The sequence below is a fragment of the Pseudomonas sp. Choline-02u-1 genome (genome assembly GCF_002836515.1).
Lineage (GTDB): Bacteria > Pseudomonadota > Gammaproteobacteria > Pseudomonadales > Pseudomonadaceae > Aquipseudomonas.
Genome location: NZ_PJBC01000060.1, coordinates 123,828 through 137,373 on the forward strand (window position 1 = coordinate 123,828; position 13,546 = coordinate 137,373).

Below are 13,546 nucleotides of genomic sequence, written 5' to 3' on the forward strand. Positions count from 1 at the left end.
AGTGCTGTCTGATCAGCGATTAACCTCAATCAACGCCGCCTCGATAAACCGCACCGAACTCTCCAGCGCCTGCTGCCCCTCGGCCAGCATGCCCGCGTAGAAATGCCAAGCGTGAAACATGCCGGGCCACACTTCAAGATTGACCCGGACGCGGTTGTCCGCCAGGTGATTGGCCAGACGCATGGCGTCACTGAGCATCAGTTCGTTTTCGCCGATCTGCACCAGAATCGGTGGCAGCCCGGTGACGTCGGCGAACACCGGCGAGGCCAGCGGATGGTTGGCCAAGGTGTCGCCGAGAAAGGCTCGCGCGAGGATATCCAGCACTGGCTTGGAGTTCAGCGGATCAAGGCCTTCACGATTGCTCATGGAAGCGCCGGTGTGTTCGAGGTTGGCCCATGGCGAGATGGACGAACCCACTGCGGGCAAGGGCAAGCCTTTGGATTTTGCCGCGACCATCACGCTGACCACCATCGCGCCACCCGCGGACTCGCCTGCGAAGGCAATCTTGCTGGCGGCGATGTTCTGCTCAAGCAACCACTCGTAGGCGCGCAAAGTGTCATCGATGGGGGCGGGAAACTGATGCTCGGGTGCGAGGCGGTAATCCGGCATGTACACCCGCGCGCCAAGCATTTTTGCGTAGTTGCCGCCGATGCCGTGGTAGCCGTCAGGTCGACCGACGATGTAGGCACCGCCGTGGATGTACATCAGCACCGCATCGGTCTTGAGCTCATCCGGAGTCACCAGCGTAGCGGGCACTCCGCCCATGTCGACTGCTTCAAACCCCACGCCAGCAGGCGGCTGATTCTGCCCGAGCATTTTTGCGTAGGCATCGCGGATGTCGCTCATCCTTGTGGTGGTATCGGTGCCCTTGAGCACAGGTACCAGATCGCTGAGGCTGTTGGCCCAGGTTCGCACGGCTGCTTTTACTTCAGTGTTCATATGACCTCGATCAGGCGTTAGTGAAGGCTTAACTAATCGAGATGTTATGCTCATGATTGGGGAATAGGGTTCCCCATAACCGGTGCCAAGCCGCTTGAATGCCAAATCCGGAGGCCACATGGAACTGCATAACCTGAACGACATCGCCGCCTTCGTCGCCTCGGTGGATACCGGAAGTTTTACGGCGGCGGCCAGGCAACTCGGGCTGACCCGCTCGGCCGTCGGTAAATCGATCGTGCGGCTCGAATCGCGTTTGCAGATCCGCCTGCTCAACCGCACCACCCGCAGCCTGAGCCTGACCGACGATGGTCGGGTGCTGTATGAGCGATGTGTGGGCATCCTGCAGGATCTGGACGAGGTCGAAGAGGCTTTGGCGTTCCGCCGTTCGACGCCCAGCGGCCGCTTGCGCATGAGCCTGCCGGTAGCACTGGGCCGGCTGCACGTTGTGCAGCACATCGAGCGCTGTCTGAGAGACTGGCCGTCGCTCGCCATCGACGCGACGTTTTCCGATCGGCTGGTCGACCTGATCGACGAGGGTTTCGATCTGGCGATTCGCATCGGTCCGCCCAAGGAAGACTCCGGGCTACTCACGCGCACGGTGGCTTACCAGCAAATGATCACCTGTGCCTCGCCCGATTATCTGAATGAACATCCGGCACCGCAGACACCCGAAGATCTCGCCGGGCATGCGTGCCTGCACTTCGTCAGCGGCGGCCGATTGCTGGCGTGGAATTTTCGCGTCAATGGTCAGCCTGTGCCGGTCATTCATGCCGGACGGCTGCAAATGGACAGCGCCGAAGCCTTGCATCAGGCGACTGCGGCAGGCCTCGGTATCGCGACGTTGCCATCCTATGTGGTCAACGATGACCTGCGCAGTGGCAAGCTCGTGCAGTTGCTCGCAGAGTACGCCGAGGCTGCCGAGCCGATCCGGGTGATTTACCCGAGCAAGCGACACCTGTCGCCGAAGATTCGGCTGTTCATCGACAGGCTGGTGGAAGCATGGTCGCCGGCGCCTTGGGACTGATTGCCGTTGCTTGCAGCTGTTTTGCAGATTCCGATGGTATTGATCGGCAATGTCCAAACCGCGCGCATTAAAAGCCCTGAATCATCAGGGCTGAGTTTTGGTTGAGGGGGCGTAGGGTGACAAGCTCGCGGTCGGTCTACTTCGCGCTCGAAGAGCAAGCCAACCGATACTGCTCATAGTTCAAACCTTCGACCTTTTCCGGCAGCTTGTATGGCACGGGGCAGCTTTTGCCCTGCCACTTGATGGTGATGACACCGTGATCTTTGGTCACCAGCGCCAGGGCCTTGCCCGTCGGATCTGACAATGCCAGTTGTTTGCCGTCGCTATCCAACAGCACCGCGCCGAATGGAATCGCCTGGCCGTTGGCATCGTACAACTCAAACTGGACGCGTCTGCCTTTGCTGCCTTCGAAGCGTGCGAGAACCACCGAACCGCGTCTTGGCACCAGTTGCTGGGTGGCATTGTCCAGCTCGATCTCACCGCCCAGGTTACGCGTGTCCAGCGTTACCCAGTTCACGCGGTACGGTTGCGCGTTAGGCAGAACCGCATAGCCGTTCAGGCCGGTTTTCACACCCGAATAGCTGCTGACTTCGACGCCCGACATGCCGGGGACTTCCACCAGGCCGAACGTTTCACCGACGGTCTGGCCCATATTGATGCCGCCGGCATGAGCCACGATCGATCCGGCCGCACTCAAGTTCTGCGACTCATAGCCGCTGCCTCGGTTGTAGCCAAAGCCCAGATCGCCCATCGACGTACGGGTACTCAAACTGAGTGAGCCAGAGCGCTCGCCCTGGACGCTGCGCCCGGTCTGCACGGAATAGTAGGTGTCGCTGTCCTCGGTCAGATAACCATTGATCCCGGCTTGCGTGCTGGTACCGGCGTTCTGATGGTTACTGGAAACGTAGGCACGCGGTGCGCGTGGTGTCGATCCGAGCGGGAACGAAATTGAAACGCTTAATTGCGTGTCGTTGCTGGTGTCACCGCGTGCGCCGAATTCCTGGGTTTTGCTCAGGCTGATGTTGTAGTTCAGGTCGCGCCAATTGTTGTTGTAGCCGGCGGAAAAGCTGCGCGAGCCACCGCGATCCCAATAGCGCTGGTCACTCGCATTCAAATACAGCGAGCCGAACTGGCGCGCTTCGCCAAGGGTCTGGTTGACCGTGAGGTCGGTACGGGTTTTGGCATTGCCCGCGCGCCGCGTAGCGCCGGCGCTGGTGTCCTGCACATGGTCGGTCAGCGTGCGGTAACCCTCGGTCGAATAACGATAGGCGGCGAGGGTGAAGCTGGTATCGGTACCGGTGAAGGTCTTTGCATAGAGCGCGCGGACACTGCTGCCCTGGGTGGTTTTGCCGAATGCCTTGCTGGACGATTGCGTAACGTCCAGGGACATCGCGCCAATCGAGGTGTTCTTCGCCGCACCGATGGACAGCGCCTTGAAGCCGTTGCTCGCCTGAATGCCGGCAATGCCCGTCAGATTGCTGGTCAAGCCGTAGGCGAAAGTGCCCCCAAGGAAAGCCGGTTTGTCATAGCCCTCGCTGTTGTTGTTGAACTTGCCGCTCGACAGGCTGTACGTCAGTTGCCCCTCACGCACCATCGTCGGCAGGGCGGAGAACGCCTGCCGGGTTACCTTGCGCCGACCATCCGCTTCGACAATGGTGATCTCCAGGTCACCGTTGGAGCCCGATGGGTAGATATCACTGATCTCGAACGGACCCGGCGGTACATTGGTGGTGTAGAGAATGTAGTTGTCCTGGCGGACTTCGATCTTCGCATTGGTTTCCGCCACGCCACGAATGATCGGTGCATAACCGCGCTCACTGTCTGCACGCATGCCTTCATCAGAAGCGATCTTGACGCCTTGGTAGCGCACGCTGTCGAACAGATCCGAGTCTGAAAAGATTTCACCCGCGCTCAGTTGCCCCTTGATCGCCGTGAGGTCGCGCTGGATGAACGTGCGGTTGCTGACAAAACGATTGGGCCGGCCGGTGGAGCTGCTCAGATTGGACTCGTTGCGCAGACGCCAGGCACCAAAGTTGATGCCGTTGCGCAGCCCCAGGTTATTGGAGATTTGCGTGGTGTAATCGGTTTTGCTGCGGGTGCTGCTCAGCTGGTAGTTGATGAAACCGGCGGCCACACCTTGGTCCCAAAGCTCTGGATCTACATAGCCGCGCATGCCACGCGCAATGGCGACCTGCGGCACGCTGATGTTGAGGCGCAGGCGGTTGGCATCGAAATTGAGACTCGCTTGCTCGATCATTTCAGGCAGGTCGTAGTGATCGGCAGGGTGTTGCTCGTCAACAAGACCCTGCTCACGGAGTTTGCGCATGTCCACACCCAGCTGCTGCAACAGTTCCAGGGTGATGCGTGGCTCGACTTTGCCGTTGACCGGGTTGGCCGCGAAATCGATATCGCGACGCCCGACCAGCGTGCCGTTGCTGAACACGTCGACGCGGTATTGGCCTGGCAAGACGCTGTTGGCATTAAGCAACGGTTGCAGATCGACCGCCGATGAACCTTCAAGGAACAGCGTATTGAAAGATTCACTCGCCACTGCGACCGGGGCTTCGGCGCCCACGGCGAATCCGCAAATGGCCATGTTGATAGCAAAGCACAATGGATGCAGGCAGCCCAACGCCGCTTTGTTTTTCTGGCGCGCAACATGATGCTTAACACAACTTTCAGATGTGTGGTGTTGGGAGGAAAACATGCAATTTGCCTTATCAGTCCGTGTTGCTTCAACCGGAGTCGGGAACTTGTGAATAGCTTGTAAGTTGGCAGGGTGGGGCGGGGGATTTACTGGGCGGAGGCATCTTTCACGCGCTCGGCATGGCTTTCGGCAACGCTTAGTGGTGCATCGAATCGTTGTTGTGCGCCGTAATCGTTAATGGCTGAAAAACTCAAATGCGAAGTACCAGCTGGCAGATCTTTCAGATTGAATGAGCGAACTTCCCCTGGAACGATCATTGTCGAATCAATTACCAATTCCGCTTTTTTCCCTGCAACGACTTTCAGATCCGCCAGCGACACGTGGTAGTTGCTTTGGTTTTTTACTTTCAGCACCGACTTGCCAGCCTGAGTGACCAATTGCCATGCAAGTTGCTCCGGTGCCTTTGCGGCATCACCGGTGAGTCCGTCCGGGCGGAAGAAGACCTTGATACGCTGACGTACCGCCAATTGCAGCGTGTTGACATCGGCAGCACTGGCCTGGGGGATTTCCTGCACGTTCAGCCATACCACCGACTCCTTGTCCGCAGGCATGCCGCGGCCTTCATAAAGAATCCTCAGTAATTGCTGTTGATTGGGCTCAAGTTTGGCCAGTGGTGGAGTAACTGCGAAAGGCGGTGCGCTGCCAGCCGTATCGCCGGCATCCAGCCACGATTGCGCCAGAATGGTTTGTCCGCCGTTGCGCACGGTGACATTCGCCTCTTTGTGCGCGCCATCGAAGATAATCCGGGTGGAGCTCAAGGAGATGCTGGCGAATGCCGAGTGCGTCATCAACACCCCGGCAAGCCCCAGGCAAAGCGGAAAGTAGCGACTAAACATAGATTTCACCGATTAATCTGGTCGGGAAGGACGAGGCACAGCGGCCCCGTCCAGGTATTGCGGGCTGCTTATTCGTATTCGAGAACGAACGGCAGAGTGGCGTTACCGGTACCGGCAGTAGCGGTGGTCTTGTCGCCGGTGGTGACGTAAGCGGCTGCGAACGACAGGGTGCCGTCACCACCTGTGGTTGCGTCGCCAGTCAGGTTGGTCTGCACTTTGGCAGTGGCTTCGGAGCTCAGGTCGATCAACTGGCCATTGCTGTCCAGCAGTGCGATACCAACGCCTTTGGCCGCGTCTGCACCCTGCAGCTTGAGAACTTTCTTGCCATCAACCAGGCCCGAACCGCCGTTTACGGTTGGTTTGAACAGCATCGAAACCTTGGTGCCAGCGTTGCAGTTCACTTTCAGGTTGAAATCGTTGGCGGCCACACGACCGGCGCCCGGAGCAGAGTCGGTGCCCATGTCTTTGATCGACACGCTGCCCATGTCCACGGCAATCATCTTGTCGTTACCCAACGCGCCATCTACCGAGCAAGCGTCGTTATTGATAACGCCAGTGAAGCTGATTTGACCACTGCCGCCTTTTACAGCTTTGGCGGCTTCTTCAGCCACTGCACCAGTGGAGGCAGCCAGTACGGAAAGAGTGAGTACTGCGAAAGCGAACTTTTTCATGTTTATATCCGAAGTTATTGTGAAGTGCTGCATTGAAATGCCAGGCCATATTAGGTGTGCGGTGGTGGCGGGTCTTTGGGATTTGTCTTAAAGCGATAAAGGTGCGAGCCAGTCAGTAATATGGCCGTGGCGTATTTATATTTGCGGTAATGGTGCAGCGAACCAAATGAGACAATTCTCAAAGTCGTGCGGTCTTTGTCTGGCTAGTATTCGCGGATGCAGAAATTCTCAGTCAACGCAAAGTTTGTGAGCGGGCGTCCTGCTTGAAGATTATTCAGACTTTCGCTATTAACGACTGATAGAAAGAGGTTCCAGGTTTGTGAACACGCTTCGTATATTGGTCTTGGAAGATCACGCCTTTCAGCGCACGGCGGCAGTCAGTGCGCTTAATAGTCTGGGGTACAAAAATATCTTTCAGGCGGCTGACGGCAAGGATGCGCTGGCTGTGATATCCCAGGCTGGAGGCGTGGACGTTGCATTGTGTGACTTGAGCATGGCCGGGATGGATGGTTTGACGTTCTTGCGCCTGGCGAGAGAGGCCGGTTTGATTCGTGCAGTGATCATCTGCAGTTCACTGCCTGAAGACTTGTTGCGCACGGTTGATCGAATCGTCACGTTGCAGGGGCTTGAGTTGCTTGGCAGTGTCGGCAAGCCTCTGATGGTCGATGTGCTGGGGCCATTGTTGGCGCGTTATCGGCCGCACACTCCGGGCGATGCCAAAGTGGTGGAAAGTCATCTCGATCAGCCTTCGGAGAACGAAGTGCTCGAAGCGATACGCCGTCAGGAATTTCGCGCCTACTTCCAGCCCAAGTTTCATCTGCGCAGTGGTGAGGTGGATGGCGCCGAGGTGCTGGTGCGATGGCAGAGCCCCAGTCGCGGCTTGCTCTCGCCAGGCATGTTCTTGCCGACGATCGAGCGTTGCGGTCTGCTCGATGAAATGTTTTTCAGTCTGCTCACGCAAGGCTTGAGTCTGCAGCGCTTCGTCCAGTCTCACGGCAAGCCGTTCAAGCTGGCGTTCAATCTCGACGTGACGCAGATGGCCAATCCGAATCTTGTCGACCGGATCAAGGCGCTGTTGCGCATCCATGGCGCCTCGCCAGCTGGGCTCATTTTCGAGCTCACGGAAACCGGCCTGCTGCAGATGCCCGAGATCAGCATGGAAAACATGGTGCGTCTGCGCATGCTCGGCTTCAGTCTGGCAATCGATGATTTCGGTGTCGGCTATTCTTCACTTGAGCGGCTGTGCCAGATGCCGTTCAACGAAATCAAACTCGACGCCGGCTTCGTGCAGAATTTCCATCAGGCGCGCTACAGCGCGGTCATCCACGGGGCGTTGGCCCTGGCGCGGGAATTGGACATGCGCGTGGTGGCAGAGGGTATTGAAACCGCTGATCAGGTTCAGCATCTGGCGCGGCTTGGTTGTCAGTGGGGGCAGGGCTTCTTCTATGCTCGCCCGATGAATTGGGCGCATTTGGTCGACTGGCGTTTCGAGGGTCAGAAGTCATCCTGGCGCCGCGCAATAGGCACATCCGATCGTTGATGCAAGCGGCATTCTGACTTTTGGGACAAAGCCCTATTTCGTCACGCCTTTAAAACACTCATCATGTGCCGAGAAATCAATCAGATGCACCTGAGTGCTTCGGTGATGCCCGGGATTTGCTGCGGTTGCCAAGTGCTGATGGTCCTCCAACACTCTTCATCATGGAGCTGTTCATGCATTGGTCTGTCGTGAATCCGTTACGCGTTGCCATCCTTGATGATCACTCGCTCATACGTCTGGCGATGAAGTCGCGGCTGACGCGCGAAGCTGAGTTCAGTGTCGTAGGTGTGTATGGCAGCAGCGCGCAGTTGCTCGCCGGATTGCGCGAAATCGACATCGACCTGCTGATACTCGATTACAAACTGCACGATGGGGAGCTGGACGGGCTCAATCTGATCCGCCTGCTGCGCAAGCAATATCCGGGCATGCGCATCCTCGTCTCTTCCTCAGAAGAGCGCCCGGCAGTGGTGAACATGGCGGTCGGGGCGGGCGTCAGTGGATTCTTCGGCAAGTCACAGTCGGTCGATGACCTGATTACTGCCATTCGCTGTGCAGCGTCCGGCCAGTTGTACCTGTCTCCCACCATGGCCTTTGAGCTTGACGTGTTGCCAGCATCGATCGACGAGCCCGCCGGTGCCAAAGACGAGAGCTCGGCGCACAGCGACGATTTCCTCAGTAATCCTCTGCTGTCACCTAAAGAGAAAGAAGTCTTGCGCTGTTGTCTCGAGGGGATGGGGGTGACGCAGATTGCCTTGAAGTTCTCGCGCAGTCGCAAAACCATCAGTGGGCAAAAACAGGCCGCTTTCAAAAAGCTTGGCATTCGTGGTGACGCAGAGCTGTTCAAGTTGCAGCACAGCCTGACAGCCGACAACCAGGGATAACACGCTTATGTTTCATCTGTTGCGCGGTGTTTTGCTAATCAGTGTGCTTTTCGTATTCAGTAGTGGTGTGTTATTGGCAGCAGAGCCGCGCACCTTGCAGGTGTTCGGTCGCTCGGACTGCAAGGAGCTGCAAGTCGATCTGGCCAATGAAGACTGGAGTTGGCTGCGGCAAAAGCGCAGCCTGATATTGGGTTCTGCGCTTCCGGATTTCCCGCCTTATGTCATGACCGCCAGCGGTACGCGCTATGAGGGGATTGCCGCCGATATCGCCTGCATTATCGGTCAGGCACTGCATGTTGAGATTACCGTCAAGGCTTACCCTGACCGGCGTGACGCCATGGCCGCACTTGAGCGCGGTGACATTGACATGTTGGGCAGTTCCAACAGTTTCGAATTGATCGATGGCCTCGTCACGCTCAGTAAACCTTATGTCGAAGACGTGCCGGCGATGTTCATGCGCGGCGATGATCGACGACCGATGCCGGCCAATCTGGCCGGTTTGCGTATTGCGGTTGCCGACGATTACCTGCCTTCCAGTCAATTACACGCGTTATACCCCAACGCCGAATTCGTGCTTTTTCCATCGAACGAGTTGGCACTGGCTGCGCTGGCTTTTGGCAAGGTCGACCTGTTTCTCGGCGATACGGTGTCGAGCAATTACCTGATCAACCTCAACTACTTCAACTATGTGCGGCTGCACTCTTTCGTCATAACCCAAACCAGCGGTTTCAGCTTTGCCTTGCGCCGGGGCAACGACCAATTGCTGCGTCTGATCGATTCGACGCTCGAGTCGCTGGGTGATGCGAAGACTGCCGAAATTACCAAGCGCTGGTCGGGCGGCGGCGGGGCGCTGACGCCCAAACGCATTGACCTGACACCCGGCGAAGCACGTTGGCTTGAGCTGCATCCGGTCGCGCGGTTCGTGATCAATGACGATCAGGCACCTTTTGCATTCTTTGATGGTGACGGCAACTTTGGCGGGATCGGCGCTGATCTGCTCGAGCTCATCCAGCGGCGTACCGGCTTGCAGATCAATGTCGAGCGCACCGACAGCTTTTCCAGTCTGAGCACGCGTCTGCTGGATGGCAGCGCGGATATTTCTCTGCTGACACCAACGGTCTCGCGGGAAGTCGGCATGCGTTTCACTCATCCGTTCCTTGCCAGCCCCTTTGTGATCGTCACCACCAAGGACGCAGGCGCGCCTTCAAGCCTGCAGGAGCTGCGCGGCAAGCGCGTCGCAGTGCCCGAAAGTTCGGCTGAGCGTGAGCTGCTCAAGGACTACCCCGACATCGAGATCGTTGATAACGAAACAGTTCTGGGCGCCTTGGCTGACGTGAAGGACGGTCGAGCGGACGCGATGATTACCACGTTGCACAGTGCGCGCTACTACATCGCCCACATCTACAGCGACAGCTTGCGTATCTCAAACATCGTCGGCATGAACAAAGGCTTCCTCGCTTTCGCCGCGCGGCGTGCCGATACCGAGCTGGTCAGCATTCTGAACAAGGCGTTGCTGAGCATTCCGCCGGATGAGCTGGACGTAATCCTCAACAGGTGGCGTCCCATTGCAGCGTTTTCGGGGTTGTCGTGGCGCGATTACAAGGCGCTGATCTACCAGATCAGCGCTGGCGCGTTCCTGATTATCCTGGGATCGCTGGCGTGGAATTTCTATATTCGCCGGCAGATCCGCGAACGCAGCCGGGCAGAGCGCTTGCTGGGCGATCAGTTGAAGTTCATGGGCGCGTTGATCAACGGCACGCCGCATCCCATCTACGTACGTGATCGTGAAGGTCGGCTTGTCACCTGCAATAATAATTATCTGCAAACATTTGGCCTGCTGGAAAAGGACGTGATCGGCAAGACCGTGCTCGAAAGCGGCAAGCGCAATCGTCAGGAGGCGTTGCAATTTCACGACGACTACTTGCGCGTCATCGAGCAGGACGAACCTTACGAGGTGGATCGCACGCTGCATGTCGGTGATACGCGGCTGATCATTTACCACTGGATCCAGCCGTATCACGACACGGCGGGTGAAGTCAGAGGCGTGATCTGCGGCTGGATCGATATCAGCGAACGCCGTGAACTGATCGAGGAGTTGCGTTCGGCGAAAGAGTTGGCTGACGAGTCGAGCCGCGCCAAAACCACGTTCCTGGCGACCATGAGCCACGAAATCCGTACGCCGATGAGCGCCGTGATCGGCATGCTCGAACTTACCCTCAAGCGTGCCGAGCAAGGTCACTTCGATCGGCCGGCGATTGAAGTGGCATACGACTCGGCAAAAGGTCTGCTGGAACTGATCGGCGATATCCTCGATGTGGTACGCATCGAATCGGGCCATGTCAGCCTTTCGCCGAAACGTGCCAACCTGCGCGAATTGGTCGAATCCGTGGCGCGGGTGTTCGACGGCTTGGCCAGGCAGAAGAGTCTGGTGCTGAAGCTCGACATCGACGCCACTGTCGGCTGTGACGTATTGGTTGATCCGATGCGCTTCCAGCAGGTGCTCTCGAACCTGGTGGGCAACGCGATCAAGTTTACCGACACCGGTCATGTCAGCGTCTCGATTCGCGGCCAACGTCTCGCTGACGAACGCTTACAGGTCGACCTCAAGGTCGAGGACACCGGCATTGGCATTTCCAGCGCCGATCTGCAGAATCTGTTCCAGCCGTTTTCCCAAGCCAATCATGGTCCCTCCAGCAGAGGCGGCACCGGTCTGGGATTGGCGATCTCCCGTTCATTGTGCGAATTGATGGGCGGGCGGCTGAACATTACCAGTACGCTTGGCAAAGGCACCTGCCTGGAAGTGTCGCTGTTCTTCAATATTCTCAGCCCGCTTGGCGGCAAAGTGCTGCCTGTTTCGGTTGTTCAGGACAAACCGGTACCGACACTCAGGATTCTCGTAGTCGATGACCAGAGCGCCAACCGCCTGCTATTGACGCAGCAGCTGAGTTTCCTTGGCCAGGCGGTGCGTGATGCCGCCGACGGTGCCCAGGCATTGGCGCTGTGGCGCTCGGAGCCGTTCGACATTGTGATCACGGACTGCAACATGCCGGTCATGAACGGCTATGAGCTGGCCCGCACCATTCGCCAGGACGAACGCGAAAGTGGTGGATCGCCGTGCATCGTACTGGGCTTCACGGCCAACGCGCAGCCGGAAGAAAAAGTGAAATGCCGGGAGGCCGGGATGGATGATTGTCTGTTCAAACCGATCAGTCTCGGCACCTTGTCGATCATGCTTGCAGGCTGGGAAAAAAATGTTGAAACCCAGCCATTTGAAAGCCCGCCTGCGGCGACTATCAAGGAGCTGGGTTCGATTCGCGAGCGTCTTGACGAGCTCACCGGAGGCGATCTCGACATGATGAAAGAACTTCTGCGCGAGGCGCTGTCGAGTTGCGAAAAGGATCTGGAGGAGTTGCATTCGCTAATACCCGAAAGCGATCCCGGGCTGTTGGCTGACCTGGCGCACCGCATCAAGGGGGCGGCGCGCATTGTTGCCGAGCATCAGGTCATTGAGGCGTGTAACGAGCTTGAAGCCGAGTGTGAGGCGCCTGTTATCGATCCGCTGGACCTCAATCGCAGTGCATTGAAGCTGGAGCATGCACAGGCTGATCTGATCAAGAAAATCAAACGGATCGAGCTGTAAACGTATCGGCTCATGACCATCCGACTGGCCTTGCATTGAAGCTGACGTTAAAGATCATTTTGCAGCGGGCGATACCTTGGTTAATAACCATGGAGTTTCGCGATGATCATTCGACGTCCTTTATTGATTGCCTGCCTTTGCCTGCTCGGTTTTGACACCGTCAGCGCAGCCCAGTCTGCGCCGGTCAGCGGAGTGATTCGCTTCAGCGGTCGAATTGTCGAGGCAAGTTGCATTGCCAGTGGCGCCAGCCATTCTTCTGTCGAGTTGCTTGATTGCCCCCAGGCAAGCACCGGGCAGACTTTTACCGTGAACAACGTCAGTGCGGCAGGGCGAGGTAAGTCGCGCCAGCAGGTGTTTGTGAAGGTGATTGCCGATACTCATGAGCAGGACGATTATTACGACCAGCGCTTGCTGCTCACGGACAACAAGGGTCACCAGATAACGAGCGGTAATTACGTAGTGACGATGACGCTGCCTTGATGGCTTGGAAAGAATGAGTCTGCGCCCCTTGTTTCAAGGTTACTGACAAAAAGGGGCGTTAATAATGAGAATTGTCTGGTTCGCACAGAACCGTCCCGCGCTTCTGGCTTGTCGCCACTCCCCTGCGTTGCAAAATCCCTCCTTCAACACTTTCTGAGCCAGACCATGCGCCGATCGCGTGGGCTGTCGTCAAGGTGTGGCTTTTTATCATCTATCCCTGCGTTCATTTTTGAGACAAGTCTCATATCAGGCAGGTTGGCCCTTGGTTATTTTCTTGAAAGGAAGAATGGAGCTGCCAAAGGTGTCCGATGTTTCTTGAAAATAACCGCAGTCGATCCTTGCGGATCCTGATCGCCGATAGCGATGTGCGCAGAGGTCTGTCAATCGAACAGCAGTTCAACAAGCTGGGCTGTCTCAGCGTCTTGAACGTTCGCACTTATCGTGACCTGAAAATACTGACGTATTACTGCCCTCAACGGTTGAGCCTGGTCGTCGTCAATGCTGAGTTGCTCAGCGAAATGGCGATGGATCCGCTCGACTTTTTCGGAGAAAACCCGCTGATTCGTCATCTGCTGATTTTCAATCCCAACGATGATCACCAGTGGTCGAAGACCTTCTTCAACCCGCATCCGCAACGCTGGATGCGCCTGGTCTCGAAAATCAATCTGCCGCGACTGGCAGATTTTCTGATGCTGGCCGACCCGGCGCTCAAGGAAATTGCGGAGCCGGCCTTGACCAACTCCACACTCTCTCCGTGCGCCAACCGCTAGCTACCGCACCTTCCCGCGTTGATCCAGGTATGCGCCGAGGCGCTATACCGCAGCGCCG

Annotated in this window: 10 protein-coding genes; 6 read left to right on the plus strand and 4 right to left on the minus strand. The window is 57.3% G+C overall.

Features of this window, described 5'->3' with window-relative positions; genetic code table 11:
* Window positions 1-12 precede the first annotated feature (12 nt).
* A complete protein-coding gene (locus CXF97_RS16900) occupies window positions 13-939 on the minus strand; it encodes an alpha/beta hydrolase (protein WP_178081205.1) in 927 nt (308 codons plus the stop codon).
* Between the two features lie 118 nt (window positions 940-1,057).
* Between CXF97_RS16900 and CXF97_RS16905 the strand changes: the two genes are divergently transcribed.
* Window positions 1,058-1,963 carry a LysR family transcriptional regulator gene (locus CXF97_RS16905; protein WP_101159470.1) on the plus strand — a complete coding sequence of 302 codons (906 nt, stop codon included), beginning with the start codon at window positions 1,058-1,060 and terminating at the stop codon, window positions 1,961-1,963.
* A 136-nt stretch (window positions 1,964-2,099) separates the two neighbouring features.
* Here CXF97_RS16905 and CXF97_RS16910 read toward each other — a convergent pair whose 3' ends face one another.
* The 3 genes from CXF97_RS16910 to CXF97_RS16920 all read right to left on the minus strand — a co-directional run bounded on the left by CXF97_RS16910 (window position 2,100) and on the right by CXF97_RS16920 (window position 6,177).
* Window positions 2,100-4,559 carry a fimbria/pilus outer membrane usher protein gene (locus CXF97_RS16910; RefSeq protein WP_256589854.1) on the minus strand — a complete coding sequence of 820 codons (2,460 nt, stop codon included), beginning with the start codon at window positions 4,557-4,559 and terminating at the stop codon, window positions 2,100-2,102.
* A 197-nt stretch (window positions 4,560-4,756) separates the two neighbouring features.
* The gene (locus CXF97_RS16915) at window positions 4,757-5,506 is read right to left on the minus strand and encodes a molecular chaperone (protein ID WP_101159471.1); all 750 of its coding nucleotides are present in this window, start codon (window positions 5,504-5,506) and stop codon (window positions 4,757-4,759) included.
* Between the two features lie 68 nt (window positions 5,507-5,574).
* Window positions 5,575-6,177 carry a fimbrial protein gene (locus CXF97_RS16920; protein WP_101159472.1) on the minus strand — a complete coding sequence of 201 codons (603 nt, stop codon included), beginning with the start codon at window positions 6,175-6,177 and terminating at the stop codon, window positions 5,575-5,577.
* Window positions 6,178-6,496: 319 nt separating this feature from the next.
* Here CXF97_RS16920 and CXF97_RS16925 point away from each other — a divergent pair, with 319 nt between their 5' ends.
* The 5 genes from CXF97_RS16925 (at window position 6,497) to CXF97_RS16945 (ending at window position 13,488) form a co-directional block, all read left to right on the plus strand.
* Complete coding sequence (locus CXF97_RS16925) at window positions 6,497-7,717, plus strand: EAL domain-containing protein (RefSeq protein ID WP_024012832.1); 1,221 nt, start codon at window positions 6,497-6,499, stop codon at window positions 7,715-7,717.
* A 173-nt stretch (window positions 7,718-7,890) separates the two neighbouring features.
* Window positions 7,891-8,598: a response regulator transcription factor gene (locus CXF97_RS16930; RefSeq protein WP_101159473.1), complete on the plus strand. Its 708-nt coding sequence runs from the start codon at window positions 7,891-7,893 to the stop codon at window positions 8,596-8,598.
* A gap of 7 nt (window positions 8,599-8,605) precedes the next feature.
* Window positions 8,606-12,238, plus strand: coding sequence for a transporter substrate-binding domain-containing protein (locus CXF97_RS16935; protein ID WP_101159474.1), 3,633 nt, complete (start codon window positions 8,606-8,608; stop codon window positions 12,236-12,238).
* Between the two features lie 102 nt (window positions 12,239-12,340).
* Complete coding sequence (locus CXF97_RS16940; protein WP_101159475.1) at window positions 12,341-12,718, plus strand: type 1 fimbrial protein; 378 nt, start codon at window positions 12,341-12,343, stop codon at window positions 12,716-12,718.
* A 308-nt stretch (window positions 12,719-13,026) separates the two neighbouring features.
* Window positions 13,027-13,488 (plus strand): hypothetical protein, encoded by a 462-nt coding sequence (locus tag CXF97_RS16945; protein WP_101159476.1) that lies wholly within the window; start codon window positions 13,027-13,029, stop codon window positions 13,486-13,488.
* The last annotated feature ends 58 nt before the right edge of the window (window positions 13,489-13,546 follow it).

Excerpts from the sequence above, each read along its gene's own strand:
- CXF97_RS16945 (WP_101159476.1), top strand. The coding sequence starts at position 13,027 with ATGTTTCTTGAAAATAACCGCAGTCGATCCTTGCGGATCCTGATCGCC.
- CXF97_RS16905 (WP_101159470.1), top strand. The coding sequence starts at position 1,058 with ATGGAACTGCATAACCTGAACGACATCGCCGCCTTCGTCGCCTCGGTG.
- CXF97_RS16940 (WP_101159475.1), top strand. The coding sequence starts at position 12,341 with ATGATCATTCGACGTCCTTTATTGATTGCCTGCCTTTGCCTGCTCGGT.
- CXF97_RS16935 (WP_101159474.1), top strand. The coding sequence starts at position 8,606 with ATGTTTCATCTGTTGCGCGGTGTTTTGCTAATCAGTGTGCTTTTCGTA.
- CXF97_RS16900 (WP_178081205.1), bottom strand. The coding sequence starts at position 939 with ATGAACACTGAAGTAAAAGCAGCCGTGCGAACCTGGGCCAACAGCCTC.
- CXF97_RS16915 (WP_101159471.1), bottom strand. The coding sequence starts at position 5,506 with ATGTTTAGTCGCTACTTTCCGCTTTGCCTGGGGCTTGCCGGGGTGTTG.
- CXF97_RS16920 (WP_101159472.1), bottom strand. The coding sequence starts at position 6,177 with ATGAAAAAGTTCGCTTTCGCAGTACTCACTCTTTCCGTACTGGCTGCC.
- CXF97_RS16910 (WP_256589854.1), bottom strand. The coding sequence starts at position 4,559 with ATGGCCATTTGCGGATTCGCCGTGGGCGCCGAAGCCCCGGTCGCAGTG.
- CXF97_RS16930 (WP_101159473.1), top strand. The coding sequence starts at position 7,891 with ATGCATTGGTCTGTCGTGAATCCGTTACGCGTTGCCATCCTTGATGAT.